23 protein-coding genes and 1 other RNA gene are annotated in these 23,644 nt (G+C 26.7%); 5 read left to right on the plus strand and 19 right to left on the minus strand.

What is annotated here, in order from left to right; all coding sequences use genetic code 11:
* Positions 1-12: 12 nt before the first annotated feature.
* From JWF52_RS07260 to rnr, 19 genes are all read right to left on the minus strand, one after another.
* Positions 13-792: an ABC transporter permease gene (locus JWF52_RS07260; protein ID WP_208332906.1), complete on the minus strand. Its 780-nt coding sequence runs from the start codon at positions 790-792 to the stop codon at positions 13-15.
* Positions 785-1,705 (minus strand): ABC transporter ATP-binding protein, encoded by a 921-nt coding sequence (locus JWF52_RS07265; RefSeq protein ID WP_208332907.1) that lies wholly within the window; start codon positions 1,703-1,705, stop codon positions 785-787. Before JWF52_RS07265 ends, JWF52_RS07260 begins: the two co-directional genes overlap by 8 nt.
* Before the next feature lie 118 nt (positions 1,706-1,823).
* A complete protein-coding gene (locus JWF52_RS07270; RefSeq protein WP_208332908.1) occupies positions 1,824-2,519 on the minus strand; it encodes a response regulator transcription factor in 696 nt (231 codons plus the stop codon).
* Between the two features lie 159 nt (positions 2,520-2,678).
* Positions 2,679-3,833: a hypothetical protein gene (locus tag JWF52_RS07275; protein ID WP_208332909.1), complete on the minus strand. Its 1,155-nt coding sequence runs from the start codon at positions 3,831-3,833 to the stop codon at positions 2,679-2,681.
* Between the two features lie 42 nt (positions 3,834-3,875).
* Positions 3,876-5,096 (minus strand): hypothetical protein, encoded by a 1,221-nt coding sequence (locus JWF52_RS07280; protein ID WP_208332910.1) that lies wholly within the window; start codon positions 5,094-5,096, stop codon positions 3,876-3,878.
* A 14-nt stretch (positions 5,097-5,110) separates the two neighbouring features.
* Entirely contained in the window at positions 5,111-5,692 is a 582-nt protein-coding gene (locus tag JWF52_RS07285) for a hypothetical protein (RefSeq protein WP_208332911.1), read from the minus strand.
* 105 nt (positions 5,693-5,797) lie between these two features.
* Entirely contained in the window at positions 5,798-6,655 is an 858-nt protein-coding gene (locus JWF52_RS07290; RefSeq protein ID WP_208332912.1) for an ABC transporter ATP-binding protein, read from the minus strand.
* Positions 6,656-6,762: 107 nt separating this feature from the next.
* Complete coding sequence (locus JWF52_RS07295; RefSeq protein WP_208332913.1) at positions 6,763-7,881, minus strand: M56 family metallopeptidase; 1,119 nt, start codon at positions 7,879-7,881, stop codon at positions 6,763-6,765.
* A 5-nt stretch (positions 7,882-7,886) separates the two neighbouring features.
* A complete protein-coding gene (locus tag JWF52_RS07300; protein ID WP_208332914.1) occupies positions 7,887-8,252 on the minus strand; it encodes a BlaI/MecI/CopY family transcriptional regulator in 366 nt (121 codons plus the stop codon).
* A gap of 651 nt (positions 8,253-8,903) precedes the next feature.
* Positions 8,904-10,787: an FtsX-like permease family protein gene (locus JWF52_RS07305; RefSeq protein WP_208332915.1), complete on the minus strand. Its 1,884-nt coding sequence runs from the start codon at positions 10,785-10,787 to the stop codon at positions 8,904-8,906.
* A complete protein-coding gene (locus JWF52_RS07310; RefSeq protein ID WP_208332916.1) occupies positions 10,787-11,533 on the minus strand; it encodes an ABC transporter ATP-binding protein in 747 nt (248 codons plus the stop codon). Before JWF52_RS07310 ends, JWF52_RS07305 begins: the two co-directional genes overlap by 1 nt.
* A gap of 240 nt (positions 11,534-11,773) precedes the next feature.
* Entirely contained in the window at positions 11,774-11,881 is a 108-nt protein-coding gene (locus JWF52_RS19655; RefSeq protein ID WP_353654892.1) for an ATP-binding protein, read from the minus strand.
* Positions 11,866-12,753 carry a sensor histidine kinase gene (locus tag JWF52_RS07315; RefSeq protein WP_353654893.1) on the minus strand — a complete coding sequence of 296 codons (888 nt, stop codon included), beginning with the start codon at positions 12,751-12,753 and terminating at the stop codon, positions 11,866-11,868. The genes JWF52_RS19655 and JWF52_RS07315 overlap by 16 nt, the downstream gene beginning before the upstream one ends.
* Before the next feature lie 9 nt (positions 12,754-12,762).
* Positions 12,763-13,455 carry a response regulator transcription factor gene (locus tag JWF52_RS07320; protein ID WP_208332917.1) on the minus strand — a complete coding sequence of 231 codons (693 nt, stop codon included), beginning with the start codon at positions 13,453-13,455 and terminating at the stop codon, positions 12,763-12,765.
* Between the two features lie 134 nt (positions 13,456-13,589).
* Positions 13,590-14,417: an undecaprenyl-diphosphate phosphatase gene (locus JWF52_RS07325; protein ID WP_208332918.1), complete on the minus strand. Its 828-nt coding sequence runs from the start codon at positions 14,415-14,417 to the stop codon at positions 13,590-13,592.
* Between the two features lie 212 nt (positions 14,418-14,629).
* On the minus strand, positions 14,630-15,937 hold the full coding sequence (locus JWF52_RS07330; protein ID WP_353654894.1) for a D-alanyl-D-alanine carboxypeptidase family protein: 1,308 nt from the start codon (positions 15,935-15,937) through the stop codon (positions 14,630-14,632).
* A 317-nt stretch (positions 15,938-16,254) separates the two neighbouring features.
* Positions 16,255-16,601: a transfer-messenger RNA gene (gene ssrA, locus JWF52_RS07335) on the minus strand.
* Positions 16,602-16,752: 151 nt separating this feature from the next.
* On the minus strand, positions 16,753-17,208 hold the full coding sequence (gene smpB / locus JWF52_RS07340) for an SsrA-binding protein SmpB (protein ID WP_208332920.1): 456 nt from the start codon (positions 17,206-17,208) through the stop codon (positions 16,753-16,755).
* A gap of 127 nt (positions 17,209-17,335) precedes the next feature.
* Complete coding sequence (gene rnr, locus JWF52_RS07345) at positions 17,336-19,492, minus strand: ribonuclease R (protein WP_208332921.1); 2,157 nt, start codon at positions 19,490-19,492, stop codon at positions 17,336-17,338.
* Positions 19,493-19,923: 431 nt separating this feature from the next.
* Between rnr and JWF52_RS07350 the strand changes: the two genes are divergently transcribed.
* The 5 genes from JWF52_RS07350 to JWF52_RS07370 all read left to right on the plus strand — a co-directional run bounded on the left by JWF52_RS07350 (position 19,924) and on the right by JWF52_RS07370 (position 23,639).
* A complete protein-coding gene (locus JWF52_RS07350) occupies positions 19,924-20,109 on the plus strand; it encodes a hypothetical protein (protein WP_208332922.1) in 186 nt (61 codons plus the stop codon).
* 11 nt (positions 20,110-20,120) lie between these two features.
* Positions 20,121-20,369, plus strand: coding sequence for a spore coat protein (locus JWF52_RS07355; RefSeq protein ID WP_208332923.1), 249 nt, complete (start codon positions 20,121-20,123; stop codon positions 20,367-20,369).
* Positions 20,370-20,624: 255 nt separating this feature from the next.
* Entirely contained in the window at positions 20,625-20,936 is a 312-nt protein-coding gene (locus JWF52_RS07360; protein ID WP_208332924.1) for a DUF898 family protein, read from the plus strand.
* A gap of 321 nt (positions 20,937-21,257) precedes the next feature.
* Complete coding sequence (locus tag JWF52_RS07365) at positions 21,258-22,034, plus strand: ABC transporter ATP-binding protein (RefSeq protein ID WP_208332925.1); 777 nt, start codon at positions 21,258-21,260, stop codon at positions 22,032-22,034.
* 3 nt (positions 22,035-22,037) lie between these two features.
* Complete coding sequence (locus tag JWF52_RS07370) at positions 22,038-23,639, plus strand: hypothetical protein (protein ID WP_208332926.1); 1,602 nt, start codon at positions 22,038-22,040, stop codon at positions 23,637-23,639.
* The last annotated feature ends 5 nt before the right edge of the window (positions 23,640-23,644 follow it).

Raw genomic sequence — 23,644 nt, forward strand, 5'->3', positions numbered from 1 at the left:
ACCTACTTTCTCTTATTTTATTTCTTTTTTCTTAAACATTATAAGTCCCAAGATATAGAAAACTCCCACTCCAATAACTCCTACTATAAAGCATCTAATAAAACCATCACTACTATTCCATGGCATAATTATTCTGCCTATACTACTATCAAATATAGCATTTCCAGCTATATTCCATGGTAACCAGCCTGATATTTTCTCTAATATTATTATTTTTCTTCCTGCCATTGATATTAATAATGGCACAAAAACTATAATAATTGACCAAACTGTCACAGCCATAGCTTCATTATCAAATATAAAATAAAAACAATTAGATGCGCTAACACAAACTAATAATAAAGGTAAACTTGCTACTATTGCTCGCATAAAATCTTGTAAATATATTATCCCACTATCCTCTAACATTACATAGGCTGCTATAACATATGCGCTACTAATTAATACTAAGTTTATTATACATATTACTACTTCTACTAACCACTTTCCAAAATATATTTCACCTCTAGAAATACCAAATGAAATAGAATTTTTTAGTGTAGAATTTTTAAATTCTTGACCAAAGATTAATGATACTAAATAAACAGATATAAGCATTAATAATCCAATATAAGTATAGAAACTACTAAGAGAATATTTAGTAGATCCATATGGAAAATTAACCTGACTATTTGCAAATAATCCTAAGGCTACATTTATAAATACCACAAACCCTATACTTCCAAATAAAAATATATAGTTTCCTTTCGTATTTATATTACGATAAAACTCACTTTTTATGTAATTAAACATTATAAGTCCCCCCCATCAATGACATATAATAGTTTTCAAGATCGATAGTTTTTTCCTCTAGTGAGCTTAGTCCTATTCCGTTTTTAATTATAAGTTTGCTTACTTTTTCTGGATTTCTATCTTCATCAAACAACTGTATTACATCTTGTGGTAAAACCTTATAATCACTATATCTCAGTCTCTCTTCTAACAATGCCGCTAGTTTATTAGCATTAGTTACCTTAATTTCTAAATAGCTTTTACAATTTTCATTAAGTTCCCTTGCAGATATTTCTTTTACTAACCTTCCTTTATTTAAAAATCCATAGCAAGTCGCAATATTAGCTAACTCTAAAAGTATATGGCTTGATATTAATATAGTGATATTTTTTTCCTTATTTAGTCTTAATAAAAGATTTCTAATTTCAATAATACCTGATGGGTCTAATCCATTAATAGGTTCATCAAGTATTAATAACTCTGGGTCTCCCATAATACATAATGCTAACCCAAGTCTTTGTTTCATACCTAAAGATAATTGACTAAACTTTTTCTTTCTAGCTTCATATATATTAACTTCTCTAAGTGCTTTTCCTACTTTGTCTTTTCCTGGTATACCTCTTTGAATACGATAATATTCTAAGTTTTTTTCAATAGTAAGATTCGGATAAAAACTTGGTGATTCTATGATAACACCTATGTGTTTTTTTACTTCCTTTAAGTCTTTATCATTTGAAGTTGAAAATAATTCAAAACTACCTTCACTAGATAATGACTGACCTGTTAATATCCTAAGTAAAGTAGTCTTACCTGCTCCATTATCACCTACTAATCCATATATATCCCCTTGTTTAACATTAATATTAATATCCTTCAAGGCATCAAAATTCTTATATTGCTTTGATAAACCATAAGTTTTTATAACTTCCTTCATACCTTTCTCCTTTATTATTTAATTAAGTTAGAAATCATTAACTAACCTACAATATATATGATATAAATTTTTTTTAATAAATATTCAAGAAAGTTTAAAGAAAGTATAAAGATTATTCTTAATTAGTATTTAATTTAAATCCAATTCCCCACACAGTTTTTATGTACTCTTCATTCTCTGATACTAACTTTATCTTTTTTCTAATATTGCTTATATGAACATTTACTGAATTATCTTCTCCATAGTATCCATTTTTCCACACCTGTTCATATAGAGTCTCCCTCGAATATACTCTATTAGGATTTTTTATTAAGATACTTAAAATATCAAATTCATGACCCGTTAAGTGTATCTCTATTCCTTTTACTGTTACTTTTCTTGTATCTTCTTCAAGTTCTATATTTTTAAATTTGTATTTTTCACTTTGATTTGTGCTTATCTCATACTTTCTATATCTTCTTAGGCTTGAATTTACTCTGGCTAATACTTCTTCTGTTTCAAAAGGCTTGGTTATATAATCATCTGCACCTATATTTAATACCTTTACTTTATCTTTTAGAGATGTTTTTGCTGATATTACTATTATTGCTATTTCTTTTTCAGTTCTTATTTTATTTATTATTTCCTCTCCATTTATTCCTGGCAACATTAAATCTAATAATATTAAGTCAAATTCTGATATTGATAGCTGTAATAATGCTTCAGTACCTGAAAATGCTTGAGTTATTTTGTATCCTTCTTTTTCTAATTTCTTTTTTATTAGATTATTTATATCTACATCATCTTCTACTACTAAAATATGTTCTTTAAACATACACATAATCTCCCTGTTTTGTGTTTTATTTTATAATATCATATCTTAACATTTACATACTAAAAAAGATATTGACTATTTAGCCAATACCTTTTCGTGGATTTCAATGGTGGAGACGATTCTCAGGAATAATACCCACGATTGATTTATATTATGTTTTTATATTCTCCACCCTTTGCTAGTTTTTTTATTTGATATAACCACCGTACTTCCAATTAATATTATAAATATTAATATCGCCACTATTATAACCATTATATATGTAGGTACTATATTTCCAAACATTGTATATATTTCTGGAAAAACATAATACCTATTGAAATCAGTCATATGATATGGTAGAAAATTTTTAAAGTAATGATTAAATTCAAATTTGTGATTAGGTAACATAGTCATTATAGTTAAAAAAAATGTAACGACTGCTGCTGAGGATATTATCTGGCCTGCTAATATAGTTGTTAACAGGGTCATTCCCACTAAAACTAGCATTGTAAAATATCCAACAATAACATTTATTATATACTGTTCAAAGAAAGTAATGTTATATATGGAAATGAAATTATTTATATTATTTTGAATAGGTAAATTATCTCCTTCAAATCCAAATACAAACAATTTACACAGCGAAAATATTCCTACTGCAATAAAATAAATTACTGTTCCTACTCCTATGGCTGTAATTACTCTGCTTTTAACTAAGTAACTCTTTCCATATTTAGTTGCCATATATAATTGTTTCATATTTGACTTTGAATCTTCTCCAAATATAGAAAGTAATAAAAAAGGTATAAAAAACGTTATTACCGTTACAAAATCTGTCATATCGTTATTAAGATTTTTCCATCCTTCTGCATATCCTAATTGAATAGGTTTACTAACATTTTTTAAGTCTATATCTAGTTTCTCTATATCTTTTACTTTACTACGTTTAGCTAACTTAGCTTTTATAGTTGCTATTCTATTGTTATAAAAATTACTTATATCTTCATCAGTTAGTTCTTCTATGTTCTTATCATAATTTGAACCTATTAGCGTAACTAAAACTGAATTATATAAGTATTTACTTTTGTCTTTTCTCTCTACAACATCCTTGATAGCTTTTTCATCTAGTAGGATTTTATGTTCATCTTTTTTTGATTCTTTTAAGTTCTCTTTGCTTGATATAATAATATTTCTACTTGAATCATATACATCATAATTTTTCAAAGATAATATACTACTAAATATAGAATATATAAGGATTATAACAGAGATTATAAAAAGGTTCCTTAAACCTAATATTCTTTTACTTTCAACTCTTATAATATCTTTCATTTTTTCAAACCGCCTAGTTTTATATTTTATATCTAATTTTTATTAGTTTAGTCTGTATCTTTTGTACTCTCTTTTTGTTAAAATTCTTATAATCACAATATATAGTATTACTAATATTGGAAATGCCACTATATACGGAATCATTGTATCTCCTATAAAATAGAAAATATTAAATACACTTGGGGATCCAGCATATAAACTTGTGCTAAAATACATTGGATTAAGCTGTAACTGTAGGGAGTTATCTGTATATGTCAACCTTTCAAGTATACCTACACCACCTAAAGCTAAAAGTGTAGCTAGCTTTGAATATTTTATTTTTATAGATACAAACATAACTAAATTTGCTACAAGTAATGTTGTTAATAATCCTTGTCCTATCATAATTAGTACTCCCGTACCTAAGCTTATATTATATATACAAGTATGGAAAATATTTTGTATTGATTGATTCCAACCTTGTAGTGATCCCATTAACTGATGTTCTATAAGTAGAGTTGCTATAAATATGGCATAAACTACTACTGTAAATATATTTCCTGATATAATCCTTGCATTCATATTTTTCTTTCTTCCATATTTTGAAGAAAGTGTAAGTTCGTCTATTCCATTATTACTATCTTTTGAAAAAAATGAACTTAATGAAAAACCTATCACTAAAGGCACAAATAAAAATTGTTCTGAAAATTGCCACATCAAATTATTTATACCTTCATAATAGTCAACATTAAAAGGAGTTTTTATATTGTCTACTTTTTCATTAATTTTTTCTATATTTTTATCACTATATTTAAACCATAACTGCTGATTATCGAATAATATATTATCTTTTACAGTTTTTTTATATTGATTATAGAAGTCTTTTTCTGACTTTAAAAAATTAAAATCTAAGCCCATATAAATATTAAAACTTTCTTTTCCGTAATTAGCATAATTTATAATATGATTTGATACATCAAACCTTGTAAGCCAAAGTCCTAGCCTATCTTCAAAATTTAATTTTTCTTTGCTAGAATTAAAATCTTCTACTAACTTATCCAGATAATCTTGATCCATTAGGCCTTTCATATTTTCACTTTCATTTTTTATTACTCTAAATGCTTTAATTCCTTTTACTTCTTCCCCTTTGCTATTAACAGCGCTATCAATTGAATAATATCCAATTGTGGTTACTATTGTACTAACTACAATTAAAGATATAACGGATATTAAGGTAAGTTTTGTCCAAATCTTTCTAAACTCAAATTTCACTAAATTTTTCATAGCTATCTCTCCTACTATTTTTTATAGCTGTTTCCGTCATGTATTATCTTCCATTCACTATTCTTTGAATCTCTTACCATTATTAAATAACTATACACATTTTCTTTGGCTGTTTCATATTCTTCTATATATATATTTTCATTTTCGTATCCACTTGCTACTCCCTTATCTTCATCATCATATATTGCATTTATTCTTGGATCTATACATCTACTTGTATCGTATCCTATATCTCCTCTTTTAGGTAATTTTAATTCATATTCAAGGTAATTAAGTACTATATTTATACGTGCTTCTATATCATCCATACTTTCATCACCTAAATTAGGCATGTTTTTACTTTGACCAGGAAGTCCCATACCATTATTTGATGTCATTATTGTAACTCCATTTTTAACAGTTACGCTTTCTTTTCTTTCTTTTCTTATCTTTGCAAGAGCTTTATCTATTTCTGTATCTTTTTGGTCTTCTGGAAGCCTATCTATTACTTCTCCACTTACGTTATTCACATCTCCATTTCTTGAGCTACATCCCACACTACAAATTGCACTCATTGTTACTAAAGCTATTATTACTAAACTTTTTCTTATTTTCATTTTCTTCTCCTTTTTACTCATCATTGTTATTTTTTTAACATAATTATTTATATCCATTCCTTTTTATTTTCTATTTCTCAATACCTATATCATTTTATTATTAATTTAGAGACAATTTGCTACATAATAATCTTCTAAAGTAGGTTCTACAGCTTTATTTTCAATACCTTGGTATTTTTCACCTACATATCTTGCTAGTATACTTTTTCCTTCTTGTTTTCTATGTATTATCTTTCTTTCTGCACTTAGCTTATTAAACATATCTTTATCAACTAAAACTTCCCATACCTTGCCTTTTACTTTTTCAACTAAGTTATCAATATTATCTGCTTCTACTACTTCACCTTGCCTAATTATTATTAAGTCATTTGCTATAGCTTCTATGTCTGATAATATATGAGTTGAAAGTATGACTATCTTATCCTCTGACATTTCACTTATAATATTAGAAAACCTTATCCTCTCTTTTGGGTCAAGTCCTGCTGTTGGCTCATCTAATATTAGTATTTTAGGGTCATTTAATATTGCTTGTGCTATGCCTACCCTTCTTTTCATACCTCCAGAAAAACTTTTTACCTTTTTATTAGCTACATGAGATAAATTTACAAACTCTAATACTTCTGGTATTTTTTTATTTAATTCTTCTTTTGATAACCCTTTTAAAGTACCCATATATTCTAAAAAATCTTTTGCTGTAAAGCTAGAAAATACATTATAATCTTGTGGCATATATCCAATTATATCTCTGTACTTTTCATCAAGTGCTACTATATCATATCCATCAAAAGTTATGCTTCCATTTGTGGGAAAATCAATAGTTGTAAGTATTCTCATAAGAGTACTTTTTCCAGCACCGTTTTCACCAAGTAATCCATATGTACCAGCATTCATTATTATATTTATATTTTTTAATGCCTCTTTATTTTTATATGATTTATATAGATTTTCAATTTTTAGTTCCATTCTCTATCTCCTTATATTAAAATAGAAATACAAATTATTATTTTAATTTTTTCAGTGACTTAAATAGAGTACCAGTCTATTTAAGTCACTATTTTTTTATAGCTATTTTACTTTATGCCACTAGATTTTGAAAATGAATATTTTGATTTTCCTATTGTTACTTCATAGTGACCATACTTATTAACCATTTTTCTTACATATTCTTGATCTAATGGATCTGTAAAATCCACCACCATACTCCCATCATTATGTTTTTCAATAATTTTCTCATATACATATACATTATTATCAATTGATATTACTGATACAAAAGACATTATAAACAATACTATAATAAACAGACTTCCTTTTTTGAGTTTGTCATGACTTAGTACTCCTTCTATCCTGTTTTTTATTATATTAGATTTATTATAACTTAAATAAGATACACACATAGATGATTCAAGCTTATTTTTGTACTTCATCATATCTAATAGAAGCATTGAATACTCTTTTATCTCATTAAGTGATAACCTTTTTATAACTAATTCATCACAAGATAGTTCGCACTGATCATGAAAGTACTTTGCAAATATATATGCAAGTGGATTAAACCAGTGAATAGTATTAAACAAAATCAGAAAAACCTTTAATATATTATCTTTTCTTTTATAGTGAATTAACTCATGTCTAAATATATAATTTAAATTATTTTTACTATAATCTTTGTTTGGTATTATAATTATAGGATTTATTACTCCTACAATCATAGGTGAATAAATTCCATTTAGTTTGTATATCTTTATTTGTTTTTTTATTTTTAAATTATTTACATGGTTTTCTAGTATATTGTGCATATCACTATCAATAACTTCTATCTTTAAGCTTTTTATTCTTTTATAAAGTTTAAAGTTATAATTACCATAATGTATAAATTTTACTACTACTCCTATAATCCATATAAAAAATGCTAATTCTAAAATATCTATATGTAAGTTACTTTGTAAAGCAGTGTTATCAAAGTTTAATATATTATCTTTTATATTGACTAATCTATCTAAAAACTTTGGCATTGCAATGTTTATTTTAAAAATAAATATACCTCTTATAACTATACCAATACATAAAATATATTTAAATGTTGCACTATATTTATTTAAAACTTTATCTTTTAATATAAAAATCAATGATATACATATAGTAATATATAGACTTGATTTTATTATTTCTGACATTATATTACTCATATTTATTACCTATTTTTTATCCATTCTTCAAGTTCTTTTATATCTTCATCACTTATAGAATCGCCATCTCCCAAAGTTGATACTATGCTTGTTAATGACTTGTTATGAACAAAATCAAAAAACTCTTCTGTTTCAAACTTTACATATTCATTTTCCTTTACTAGTACAGTGTAGGTAATGTTCCTTCCTTCTTTTTCATGTTGTAAAAAATCTTTTTCAACTAATCTCGAAAGAACTTTAGCAGTGGTTGGCTTAATCCAGTTAAACTTCTCTAGCATATAATCCCCTATTTCTTTAGATGAAACTTTTGATGATTTTTGAGACCAAATAAATTTCATAACTTGATACTCTGTCTTAGGAATTTTTATCATACTATCTCCTTTCATTAGACATTTGTCTTTTTCTTAATTTAATATTATTAGACAAAAGTGTAATTGTCAATATAAATATAATTCTTTTAAATTATATTTATACACTAAAAAACCATATTGACTACATAGCCAATATGATTTTCGTGGATTTCAATGGTGGATACGATTCACAAGAATCATATCCACGATTATCTATTTGATTATTTTTATAGCTTCAATATATATTTATCTTTAATATTATGTTATGATCTCAAATAGACTACAATCTATTAGAGTGTTGTTTCCATACGAGGGCTTTAACCTACTTCCAATAGGAAGGAGGTAGAAGTATAGACAATTTTCTTTTTAACATAATGATTAGCTTTCTAGTAGGTATACCATCAAGTATAGTTACTAGTTACATATTCGATAAATTAAAAAGACACTCTCGCCCAACCAAAAGTAAGAGTGTCTTCGAACTTGACTTAAAAATCAAGTCCGTAAATAAACTATTATTTTATGGAAACTACACTCTACAACCAAATAGATTGTAGTCCTTTTTTGTTTCTTCTTAATAAGATTATCATAACACATTTGATATTTTTTTAAACTATTTTTGTTATCTTAATATTAACTATCTATATGTTTTTTTCAATTACATCAAATTTTAATTTAATCTATTAAACACTCTTTTATCTCATCTAGATAATTTTTCCTTATAATTAAAAAATACACACATACAACTATAAAAAAGCTTCCCATAACTAAAAACGAAGATGATGCAATATCTACACCACGAGCACTTTTAAAAGCTAAAAGTGCAAATATAGAATGTATAACCGCAACCATATATGGAATAAAAAATAAAGCACCTATCTCCACTCTTGATATTTTCTTTATCTCATTATAAGTTAATCCTATCTTATTAAGTTTTCTGTATTTTACCTTATCCTCTTGGCAATCCCTATAAATCTTATTATATAAAAAGCTGCTAGAAGTAATAAAAAATATCAATCCTATAAATACTGATAAGAATAGAAGAACCGCATAGGCTACTTTTCCGTTTTCTACAATAATTGATTTAGATAAAAATTTATATTCTTTATCATATTTATAAACATCTTCAAAAATTTTGCTGGCATTTAAAGTACTCATATAATCACTTGTATTTATCGCTACAAATTCATCTTCTATATACTCTGTATTTATACTATCATAAAAATCATCTTTAACTACATACATATACATGCCATAATATGTTGGCACAGCAGATTGTTTAACTTGTCTTACTTTTATACTTTTATTATCTATATTTATAAAATCATCTTTATTCTTACGGCTTTCTTTTGACAATGAAATCGCTTCATTAGATTTAAAATTTATTATTTCAAATCCTTTCGCCCCAGCCAACTGAGCATACTCCGACTCTTTGATTATCTTTATATCTCTATTTTTATCTTTAAGAACCACAGTTTTAAATTTCCCCTCAACTTTATCATATGATATATTTTCTTCTTCTAACAAAGACCCTAACTTCTTTACTCTGTTTTCTTCATTATTATTACTGCTGTTATTTAATTTCTTTCTCTCAGTAGCATAAAATATTGCTTGAGGAAAATCCATTTCTGATTGACTAATCAAGTCTGTCCAATATGAATGTATGGATCCAATAGCAGTAAATGCAACAGCTGAAGTTATTGTTACTAAAAAAAGCATCCTTGTATTATCCTTTATTTTATAATGTAAATTTGCTATACATAACATATTAATATTTTTTTTATAAAATGACTTATTTCCTTTAAGCTTTTTTATAATAAATACACTAAGCTGTGAAAATAATAAATATGTCCCTATAATAACCATAAAAGTTACTGGTACTATTGTACTTATCAACTGTGATTCTGTTACGGTAACCGCTCTATAATAGGCAACTACAAATAACAAAACACAAAGTATTGATAATATAGGTGATGTTTTTGGCTCTTTTTTAGGTTTTTGTGTTCCTTTAAGTAACTTTATAACTTTATCTTCCCTAACCACAAAACATATAAAATACGAAATCAATAATGACAATAATATAAAGTATAAAATAATTGCACCCATAGATTTTATTGGAACATAAAACTTTAATGGCTCTATACCTATTAATGAAGATATAACAATCAATATTACTTTAGAGAAAATTAATCCTATAAAAACTCCTAAAATTGATGCTAAAGTATTCATTATTAAATTTTCTATGAAAATCATTTTTCTAACTTGCTTTTTTGATATTCCTATCGTATATAAAATACCAAACTCTTTATTTCTACTTTTTAAAAACACGCTTGCTGAATAACCTACAAATAGAAATAAAAACAAATAAATTATAACTGTTGATTGCTTCATCATCAATATCAAATAACCTGGAAATAATGAAGTATCTACGTCTGGATGATTTATGAACATATTAACAGAAAGAAGTAATGTAGAAGATATAAGTATACTAAAAAAATGTCCTATATATGATTTAATATTTCGTTTTACATTCTTAATTGCAAACTCTGTAAAATTCATTACTTGCTACCCCCTAACAAAGAAAGTACATCCATTATTTCTTGATAAAACTGCATTCTATTATCACCCTTATAAATTTCATTATATATTACACCATCTTTTATAAACAAAATTCTATTGCAATAGCTTGCTGCCACTGGGTCATGAGTTACCATCATAGTCGTTACATTTTCTTCCCTATTTATCTTTTCTAATAACTCCATAACATTTTGTGCTGACTTTGAATCTAAATTTCCTGTTGGCTCGTCAGCCAAAACTATAGAAGGATCATTTATTAAAGCCCTTGCAATAGCAGTCCTTTGAGCTTGACCACCTGATACTTCAAAGGTTCTTTTATTTAACAAATCTTCTATTCCTAGTATTTTTGATACCTTTTTTAATTTTTCATCTTGCTCTTTTACAGGTACATTTTCTAAAGTTAATGGCAGAACTATATTTTCACCTATTGTTAAAGTGTCTAGCAAGTTGTAATCTTGAAATACAAATCCAAGCTCTCTTCTTCTAAATAACGCAAGGGCATCTCCTTTTAACTTATGTGGCTCTTTGTCACCTAAAGTAATCTTCCCTGAAGTTTGTTTATCTATAGTTGAGATTAAATTTAATAGGGTAGTTTTTCCACTACCACTTGGCCCCATTATTCCTACAAATTCTCCGTCTTCTATGTTAAAACTTATATCTTTTAATGCATTTGATACTACCTTACTTCCGTATACTTTGCTTAAATTACTTACTTTTAAAATATCCATGTGGTTCTCCTTCTCTAAATTTATTAAATTTATTTATACTTCAAGTTTAATTTAGATGTTAAAATCTTACTATCTACAAACCTTACATCTACATTACATCTATGTAAGGTTTACTTATATTTATATCTGCTTCTGTATTTATCTTCATTTTTTCGCATTATTTTTTTCTATTTATTTGCTTTTATTCATTTGTATTTTTGTATATTTAAAAAGCCAATAGCTTATAACTATTGACTTTCTTTATTTTTTAAATAATATTGATACTTGTGTGCCTTTTTCAATTTTCGATTTTATTTCTACCTCATGACCTAAGTTGTCACATACTGTCTTTACTATGTATAATCCCATACCCGTTGATTCTCCAAAATCACGTCCATTTTCACCTGTAAAAATGGATCAAATACTCTTTTTATATCTTTTTTAGATATACCAATTCCTTCATCAATTATCTCTATTATTATGTATTTATCATCTTCTCTATTTTTTATAGTCAAATATTTGCCATAATCTTTTGAGTACTTTACACCATTTATTATTATTTGTTCTATTATAAATCTTAGCCACTTTTTATCACTATAGACCACTAAATCCTTGTCCAATTCTACTTTAGGAATTATTCTATTTTTAATAAATAATCGTCTTTCTTTATTTACCAGTTCTACCACATCATTATATAAATTAACTTTTTCCACTGAGAAATCTTTTTGAAACTGATCTAATCTAGCAAAATACATTGCCATATTAAGTCCTTTATCTATTTTGTCTAACTCTTCCTGTATATTTGATGATATCTCTTCACCTTCATATTCTTGTAGCAAAAGATTGATTACAGATACTGGAGTTTTCATCTGATGAATCCAATGATTAATAAAAGTTAAATGATCGTTATGCATTTTATTTTGTTCTTGTATCTTTAATCTGTATTGATTATATTGTTGATTTAACACATTAGCTACATTTTTTCCTATAGGTGATTTTCCTAAATCTAATATAGATTCATCTAAGTTTTCTATGCCTTTTTCAAAAACTTCATAAGCTCTTTTAGTTGTTATGTACTTATAGATTATAAAGCTACTTACAATAAAAGTATTAAATAATAATATATAGATTATCTCTGATGCTTTTATAAAATTCATAAGTTTACAATACGTAAGAGTTATTATAAGCCCTGCATAATAAGTGAATATATATCCTTTGTATTCATTCATAAATAATTTCATATTATAATCCTACCAATTCTTATTTAATTTGTAGCCAACCCCTCTTACTGTATTCACGGCATCTTCTATTCCTAAATCATTAAGTCTTTTTCTAATTCTACTTACATTAACATTTAATGTATTTTCCTCTACAAATTCAATATCATCCCATATTTTTTCTAATAAATAATCTCTACTAACTACTTTTGGATATTTTTTCATAAGACATTCAAGTAATATCCCTTCTTTTTTAGTTATGATTACATTTTTATCCTCAAATTCTACTTCCAATCTTTCAGGGTAAAATTTAAGTCCATCTAATTCAACTATTCTTTCATTTAGCTTTAGAGCGTATTCTCCGTAAGACCTTCTCATATGACTTTTTATTTTTGCTATCACTACCTCATATTGAAACGGCTTAGTTATATAATCATCTCCACCACTTTCTAATGCTCTGATTTGATCCATTCCACTTTCCCTTGCTGATATAAATATTATAGGTACATTTGATTTTTGTCTTATCTTCGTACACCAATAAAACCCATCAAATTTGGGTAAATTTATATCTAATAATATTAAACTCGGTCTACATATTTCAAACTCTTCTATTATATTATTAAAATTTGTCGCTATAACCCCTTCAAATCCGTATCTGTCTATGTAATCTTTTAACAATGTACTTATGGAAGTATCATCTTCTATAATATAAATTCTATTATTCATATATTCACTCCATATCAGTTCTTATTTTACCATTTTTTGATAACTTATATTTGTAATTAGTATACCATGTTTTATAGTAAATAAAGCTGTAGCATTGTCATTATTGCTATAGCTTTCCTATATTTAATTAATTTTTACATCATCATAAAATAGTATATTAGAAGTATACAGCCAAGTCCTATCCTATACCAACCAAAGATTTTAAAATCATGTTTTTTAATGTATCCTACAAGAAATTTAATAGTTAATAAAGATACTATAAATGCAACTACCATACCTACTAATAATACAGTAAGTTCAAAACTTGTAAATACAATACCAAACTTAATCAGTTTAAGTAAACTAGCACCAAACATTACTGGTATAGCTAAAAAAAATGTAAATTCAGCCGCTACATCCCGAGATACCCCTATTAATAAAGCACCAAGTATAGTTGTACCAGAACGTGATGTACCTGGAAAAATAGCTGCTACTAATTGAAATAGGCCTATAACTATTGCCATTTTATAAGTTAATTGATTTATATTATTTGCTATAGAACTTTTTCCTTTATTATAGTTCTCTGCTACAATAAACAAAATTCCAAATGCTATAAGAGCTATAGCTACTGATTGAAAATTGTAAAATAATAAGTTTATCTTATCATCAAATAATATACCAATAATTGCTGCTGGCATGCAGGCTATAACTATTTTTATCCACATTGTTATTATGTATTTTTTTATAACTTGATTTTCTTTAAATGAGAAAGGAAATATCTTTTTCCAATATAAAACTACTACTGCCATTATTGCACCTAATTGTATTATAACAAAAAACATTTCTTTGAACGAATCTGATATTCCTAGCTGTAAAAATTCGTCTAATAGTATCATGTGACCTGTACTACTTATCGGTAGCCATTCTGTTATTCCTTCTATAATACCTAAAATCATAGCTTTAAATATTTCTATTAATTCCATTTGTTTAATCCTCTTTTCTTATATGATTTTTCTCATATAAGAATTTTACTTTAAATACTATAGTATAACTATCTTCAAACCTTACATAGGTATTACATCTATGTAAGGTTTATAAATAAAAAACACATTGACAATTTTATCAATGTGTTTTCGTGGATTTCAATGGTGGAGACGATTCACAAGAATCATATCCACTATTTCTTAACTTCTATTTATTTTTTATAAAACATATATCCTTTTCTTTTACGTATTCTATTCGTAGATATTTTCCTATATAATATTACAAACACTGCTAAAATAAATCCTAAAACAGTAACAGCAATACCATATGATACTATATTCATTTTAATTAAATCAAATAATGATATATCCACTTTTCCTAATACTTTTGCTTTATAATTTGGTAATGAAAATGTTAGTTCTACTTCTTTATCTGCTAATTTCCATGCATTTTTATTTTTATCTTTATCATTATATTCTATTTTTGCATTTTTATCATTGATAGGATTTTTATAATACATTATATCTTTTGATGCTACAATTGGAGCCTCTACAGTCTTTTTAGGTCTAAAGAACCCAAATAACTTGTACTCTAATTTTACTGTATCAATTTTTTCTCCAGTCTTTTTAAATACTTGCTTTTTAGCATTATATCCATCGTCTGCTATTACCTTACTATCATTAAATACATCTACATCATGTACTCCATACTCAGAATTAAGAGCAACCGTAACTAGATTTCTACCGCCTCTTTCAAAGAAACCAACAAAGCAACGACCTGCTTTAGTTTCATTTCCTGTCTTTCCACCTATATTGCCATATTCGCCAAGCATTTTATTTCTTGTTTCAAGAATAACAGGTGATCCTGCTAAGTCAATAGTTACCTTTTTATTTTTTTCTGATATTGTATCTCTAATCCATTCATTCTTATAAGCTTCTCTTGCAATTATTGCTATATCATACGCACTTGATAAATTTATTTCTTTATTTTCTGGATTTAGAGCATCACGTTCTAACCCACATGGATTTACTACATATGTATCTTTTAATCCCATAGACTTTACTCTATCGTTCATCATCTTTACGAAATCTTTAGTATTTCCAGCTACAGAGTCTGCCATCAGATATGCAGCATCATTAGCAGAAAAAATCATAACAGCTTTCATAAGATCATCACTTGAAATTTTATCTCCTGGATTAACTTTCTTGAAATTATTTAATGCAGTTTGAGTAGTTTTAAGTACATCTTCAGTAAATGAAATGTTCTCTGACTTTGAAGTATTTTCTGCGTAAATTAATGATGTTAGTAATTTTATAGTACTTGCTACAGGCATCTGATTATCAGCATTTTTTGATGCAATAACTTCACCCGTATCCATATCCATAACTATTGCTGATTGGGCAACTATTCCTTGAATTTGACCTATGTTCTCTTGTGCATTAGCTATACTGCTAAGAGATGTTAATGTTAATATTAAAATTGTTAGAATTATTGTCTTAAAAGACTTAAATTTTTTCACTTTAAACCTCATTTCTATCGTATATTATTAGTTGGTACTTTTAAAGCTTCATAACTTTTTTCTTAGGCGCAAGAAAGCACTCTTACTAATACAATAAGAGTGGTTTAATCGATTAATATCAATTAATTATATAGAAACCACACTCTCTTCCCTCTAGCCTGTAATTTCTTTTTAATTATACTATATTAATAATAAAAATAAACAAAAACTTATTTATAAGTATTACGTTATTATTTTTAATTTATATCGTAAAATAAACTTTATATAAAATGAAAAAGCTATTGATAATTTATCAATAGCTTTTTCATGAATTTCAATGGTGGAGACGAGGGGAGTCGAACCCCTGTCCGCAAGCTCTTTCCCTGTTGCATCTACGTGTGTAGCCAACTGATTTAGATTCTCGTCTCACACATCGCCCAGTGGCAGGCTATGTGATTGACCAGTCCCAATTAGTCCACTCTTAGTCGAGACACCCTAAAAGTAGTTCCCTGCATAAATGACGACCAGGCCTAACCGGCAGGAGGGCTCGGCGGGTCGAGCAGCATTATGCTGCTAAAGCGTAATTATCGTTTGCGTTTATTTTTTTCCCCAGTTTTTACGTGACCCAGAGTAACACGACACGCAGCCCCAAGTTCCAAACCCACGTCGAAACCTTTACGCCCCCGTGGTAAGTTTAGAGTCTTAAAGACTTTTTAATTCGCAAACTTTTGTATTTCACCATCTATATTTAATTTTAGTGTATCTATAATATAATACTTTTTAAATCAAAAATCAATGTTATTAACTTGTTATTAAAGAAATCTTTACCTAAAGTATTAGTATTTTCCACGCATTTCTCTTTCTATATTTCTTTGAGCATCTTTTTTCGCTAAGTCTTGACGCTTATCATATAGTTTTTTACCTTTTGCTAGTGCTAATTCTACTTTAACTTTACCATTTTTAAGATAAACACTTAAAGGAACTAATGAATAACCTTTTATAGTAGTAGCACCTATAAGCTTTCTTATTTCATGTTTATGAAGTAATAATTTTCTAGTTCTTAAAGGATCAACATTAAATATGTTTCCTTGTTCGTATGGGCTTATATGAACTTGTTTTAAAAATACTTCACTATTATCAACAGATGCAAATCCATCACTTAAGTTTAACTTACCTTGTCTTATAGATTTTACTTCTGTACCTTTTAATTCTATTCCACATTCATAAGATTCTTCTATAAAGTACTCATGTCTTGCTTTTCTGTTACTAGCTAATACTTTTTTACCACTCATATAAATTCACCTTCTTAACTTTTATATTATTCATAAACAATAAGCTTATTATTAGTAAAAATATACCATATTTACATGTATTAGTCAATATAACTATGTCATATTGACTAATACAATATATATATCACTATTCGCTATCTACATTTTTATTTTCATCTATTTTATATAGTAATTTAAAGTCTATTTCTCTAGCATCTATATTTACATTATCAACTTTAATTCTAACAGGATCACCTATTCTGAAAGTCTTCTTAGTACGCTCTCCCATTATAGTATATGTTGTATCGTCATAAATATAATAGTCATCTGTAATATTTGCAAGTCTTATAAGTCCTTCAACAGTATCAGGAAGTTCTATAAACATACCAAATGAAGTTACACTTGATACTACACCGTCAAATTCTTCACCAATCTTATCATACATATATACTGCTTTGTAGTAGTCCTTAACATCTCTTTCTGCAAGGTCTGCACTTCTTTCTCTTTCAGATGATTGAACTGATGCATAATCTACTATATTTTTAAGCTGGTCTTGTCTTTTTTGATTTAATTTATTATTTAATTGCTCTTTTATTATTCTGTGTATTTGAAGGTCTGGATATCTTCTTATTGGAGAAGTAAAGTGGCAGTAATATTTAGCTGCTAATCCAAAGTGACCTACACATTCAGGAGCATATTTTGCCTGTCTTAGTGAACGAAGCATTATTGTACTTATTGCTTCTTCTTCTCTTTTTCCTTTTATTCCTTCAACTATTGCTTGAAGAGCTTTAGGGTGTACTTCTTCCATATCACCTTTTATAGTATACCCAAATGTAGAAACAAACTTGCTTAAGTTTTGCATTTTTTCTACCGATGGAGTTTCATGTATTCTATAAACGAAAGGAACATTTAACCAGAAGAAATGCTCTGCTACTGTTTCATTACTTATAAGCATGAATTCTTCTATTATTTTATTTGATATTCTTCTTTCATATTGCTGTATCTCTAAAACTTTACCTTCTTTATCTAATATTATTTTAGCTTCTGGGAAGTCAAAGTCTATTGAACCTCTCTTAGTTCTTCTATCCATTAATATTTTCGCTAAAGTTTCTGCATTTTTAAATTCTTCTACTAGATTAGAATATTTTGCTTTTAGCTCTTCATCATCATTTTCTAAAATATCTGACACTTCCGTATATGTCATTCTAGCATCTGAATCTATTATAGTTTCTTTTATATCGTATTTAACAACATTACCTTTGTGGTCTATTTCCATAAATACTGATAAAGCAAGTTTATCTTCATTAGGATTTAAACTACATACTCCATTAGAAAGTGTTTTAGGTAGCATTGGTATTACTGTATCTACTAAGTAAACTGAAGTTGCTCTTTTTAAAGCTTCTTTATCTAATTTACTTTTTTCTCTTACATAATGAGTAACGTCTGCTATATGAACACCTAAGCTGAAGTTTCCGTTATCCAGCATTTCTATAGATATAGCATCATCTAAGTCTTTAGCGTCGTCTCCATCTATTGTAAATGTTTTTAATCCTCTTATATCTAATCTTCTTTCCATTTCTTCTTGTGGTATTGGTATAGCTACATGTTCTGCTTCATCTAATACCTTTTTAGGGAATTCTTCAGGTAATCCATGAGCTTTTATTATAGAATGTATTTCTACTTCTTTTAATCCTTTTTGTCCTAATACCTCAACAACTTTACCTTCTGGTTTTCTATCTTCTTTAGGCCATACAGTTATTTCGCATACAACCTTATCATTTTCTCTTGCACCACTAAAGAATTTTTTAGGTACATATATATCTTTATTAAACTTCTTATCATCAGGTATAACAAATCCAAAATTTTTATTTGGTTGGAATGTCCCTACAATACGAGTTACTTCTCTTTGAATAACTTTTACTATTTTACCTTCAGCTCTTCTTTCATCAGTAGCTGGAGTTACTATTTCCGCCATAACTCTATCATTATGCATAGCTCCGTTTATATCACAAGCTGGTATAAATAAATCTTGTGTATATTCTTCATCAGATTCAACAAATCCAAATCCTTTTCTATGTGATACAAATTTCCCTACAAAGTACCCCATAGTTTTAGGTGCTATTATTTTTTCCTTTTTAGTTTTGCATATATAGCCGTCTTCTTCTAGTTCATCTAAGAAGTTATAAAACATTGCTGTTTCACATGCATGTATATCAAAAATAACAGCTAGTTCTTCTTTCTTTAAAGGGCTATAATCTGGGTCATTTATAAGTCCCAATAAACGTTCTTTAAGTCCTGGTAACATTAACGTACCTCCATGTTCATTATTATATAAATCTTATTTTTCAAAAAATTTATTATATTTTATACTATGATATTAATTGTATATAATTAATATTAATTTACTTTATTAATTCTATATTTATATTTTATTATTACCATTTAATCATTATACACCATTGTAATACTTTGGTAAAACTGTCAAATTTCAGTCATTAAATTAATTAAACAATTAAAATAATTTTTTATGATTTAAATACTTTTTATAAGCTATATATTTTTTTAATATTATTTATTATTTAATATTTCATAGTAAAACCATTCTAATAGCTAATAAACAAACTATCTTACATTATCTTCTATAATAAGAAAATATATTATTAGTTATTTTGTTGAATATACTCAGACAACTTCGATAATACTACTATTGAATCTAAAGTAAAGGAGTTGACTATTATGGATAATTTAAATGAATTAGAGCTACAAAATCTACGACATTTAATCGGTGCTCACTGCACAATTGAAAAGAAATTAAATGACTATGCTTCACAATGCTCTGATCCAGGGTTAAAGCAAATGTTTGAAAAAGACGCTCAAGATGCAAAAGAAAGCAAAGAAAAACTAATAATGTTCTTAGGATAGGAGGTAACTAAATGCAAGAAAAAGAGATAGTAAATGATTATTTAGCTGGTATAAATGCTAGCTTAGCTGGCTATGGTGGTATAATAGCTCAAACTGAAAATGAACAACTTCGTCAAACTCTACAACAAATGAGAGATAACGATGAAATACGTCAATATAACCTTTTTAATAAAGCTAAAGAAAAAGGATATTATATTCCAGCACAACCTGCTTCAGAAACTGAAATATCAATAGTTAAACAACAAGTTTCTCAAGGATAATAAAAAATATAACCTTAAGTATATATTATACCTAAGGTTATATTTTTTTATACGTTTAATGTTTAATTAGTTGTATTTCATTAAACAACTCCATTATTAAGTCAAATAATAAAACAATTCCTATAAATATGCTCAATCTAAATCCCACAGTTTACTTTAAAATTAAATAATATTTATTTAAGGTTTAATTAAGTTTCATTTTTATGATATTAGTGTATAATTACAATATCATAAATCATAGAGGGAGATGGCATAATGGATTATCAAAAATCAGAATTTGATGGTGGGGTTTTAGAACTTATAGGAATTAATATCATGGCATTTTTAATAACATTTTTCACTTTAGGAATTGCTACACCTTGGGCAGTTACTTTAAAGCATAGTTGGATTAAAAAGCATACAGTTATAGAAGGTAGAAGACTTAAATTCACTGGAACGGGTGGATCATTATTTGTTAATTATATAAAATGGTGGTTATTAACTATAATAACACTTGGAATATATGGTTTCTGGCTTGAAATAAAAATGGAAGAATGGAAAGCTAAAAATACAGTATTTGATAAATAAAATTAGATAAAAAGCTATGGAATTGGTATTAACCTTTTTCCATAGCTTTTTTAGATTTTTAACTTGAGCTTTCATAAATAGTACTCCTCTCTTTGCATATATAATTATCAGATATTATGACCATCTATTCTTTTATCAAAAATTAAATATCCTTTTAACTGAATTATATATTGAAAACTATTTAGTCCAGAAAATATACCATTCAGTCCACTTTTGTAATTTTTTTATTTTTTTATGATACTCTTTATTAAATAAATTATATAATATGATATTTTTCACATAAAATTATAGACTGTTTTATTACTATCAGGGAGGACACTTATGAATAAAGTAATATTTATAAAAGATCTAAAGATGAGCTTCGAAGGGAAAGAAGTTTTAAAAGGAATAGATCTAGAAGTAGATAAGGGAAGTATAATAGGATATATAGGTCCAAATGGAGCAGGAAAAAGTACAACTGTAAAAATAATATTAGGGCTAGTTGAGGGTTATACAGGTGTAGTTAAAATATTTGGAGAAGATATATCACAGGAAGACGAGAAATATAAAAAAAGGATAGGCTATGTCCCTGAAGTGGCAGAAACTTATGAAAGCTTAACTGCTAGAGAATATTTAACATTTATAGGTCAACTTTATGGATTAAAATATGATACTGCTGATAAAAAGGCTTATGAATTAATGGATATCTTAGGAGTAAAAGAATCTTATAACTCACGAATTGAATCTTTTTCAAAAGGAATGAAGCAAAAGGTAATTATAATATCTAGTTTAATGCATAATCCAGATATACTATTTTTAGATGAACCCCTAAGTGGATTAGATGCAAATAGTGTAATGATAATAAAAGAAATTATGCTAAGTTTAAAAGAAGAAGGTAAGACGATTTTTTACTCATCTCATATAATGGAAGTGGTAGAAAAAATAAGTGATAGAATAATACTACTAGACGATGGAAATATAGTCGCAGATGGTAACTTTGATGATTTAAAAGAAAGAGTACATCAAAAATCTTTAGAGCAAATCTTTAATCAACTTACAGGCTTTAGTGAGCATAAAGAACTTGCACAAAAATTTATATCTGTAATGAAAGAGGTATAGCTTATGAATAATTTTGTTTCACTAAAGATACTTGATAAATTAAGATTTTTATATGAAATTCTAGGTGTAGACTATGATACTATGAGGTTAATTTTAAGTACAAAGTTAACTATAGATTCAAGAAAAACATCTAACTTATTAAATAATACTCAGTTTAATGAATCTTCAAATCAATATAAAATAATGCAAATAATATATGCAATTATCGGCTTCTTTATAATGATTATTATAATGATTAGTAAAAATACTTTTATCTCAATGGCTATATACTTTTCAATATTTATGTTTCTTATGCTTACAACATTTATCTCAGATTTTTCGGCTGTAATATTAGACGTAAAGGATAAGGGAATATTAGCTACTAGGGGTATAAGTTTAAAAACAATGAATGCATCTAAAGTAACACATATCATGATATATATGATAAATATAAGTTTAGCATTAAGCGGATTTTCCTTAATTGCATCAATAAAGTATGGATTAATATTTTCTTTAGTATTCTTAATAGAAATATTAATTATAGATATTTTTATGATAATTATATCTGGACTAGTTTATTTATTTATATTGAATATATTTGATGGAGAAAAGCTTAGAGATATAATTACTATCATACAAATAGGATTTACAATATTATTTAGTTTAGGTTATATACTTGTAATGAATATATCTGAAAGTATGAATCTATTTAAAAATATCAACTTAGGTGTAGTAAGTTACTTTTTACCACCTTTTTGGTTTTCAGCTCCACTTGAAATAATAGTAACAAGAAATAAAAATGAATCATTATTGATACTTTCTTTTCTAGCTTTAGTTGTACCTTTAGTATCAATCTTAATATATATAAAACTTACACCGGTATTAGAAAAAAAACTTCAAAAACTTAATAATATGGATTCCAGTAAAAATGTAAAAAAGTTTAATTTAACAATGAAATTTAGTAATCTTGTATGTAGAGATAAAGAAGAAAGAATATTTTTTAATTTTGTTTCTAATATAATAAGAAAAGATAGAGATTTTAAAACTATAGTATATACAGCTATGGGATCTAATATCTTTGGTATATTTGTGATTTTTAATAGACATACAGAAAATTTAAATTCATATGTTTATCTACTTTTATATTTTTATGCACTTTCAATTCCTACAATAATAATAGTATTAAAGCGTTCTAGAAATTACAAAGCATCATACATATATAAAACAATACCTATAAAAAATAAAATGAATATTCATAAGGGTGCTATTAAAGCTTGCTTAGTTAATATAATAATACCTTTTTATTTAATTATGTGTGTAATATTTGTAAATTTCTATGAGGTATATATAACACAACATATTATAGTTATATTTTTAGTAAATATATTTATAACTATAAATACATTTAATATAATCAAAAAAAATATGCCATTTTCTCATCAAATTAATATTCTTAAGAAAAATGATGCGATATTAGAAAATTCTTTAATGGGTGTTTTAACATGTATTATGGCAGGTATTCACTTTATTGTTTCAATCTTTGGTACTTTAGCTGTTAATGTTTATATAATTGTTATTTTAATAGTAAATATACTTTTATTTAAATCATCTTTTAAAATGAAGTAAGAGAA

Origin of the sequence: Clostridium sp. CCUG 7971 (assembly GCF_017590215.1) — a bacterium.
Classification (GTDB): domain Bacteria; phylum Bacillota; class Clostridia; order Peptostreptococcales; family Peptostreptococcaceae; genus Faecalimicrobium.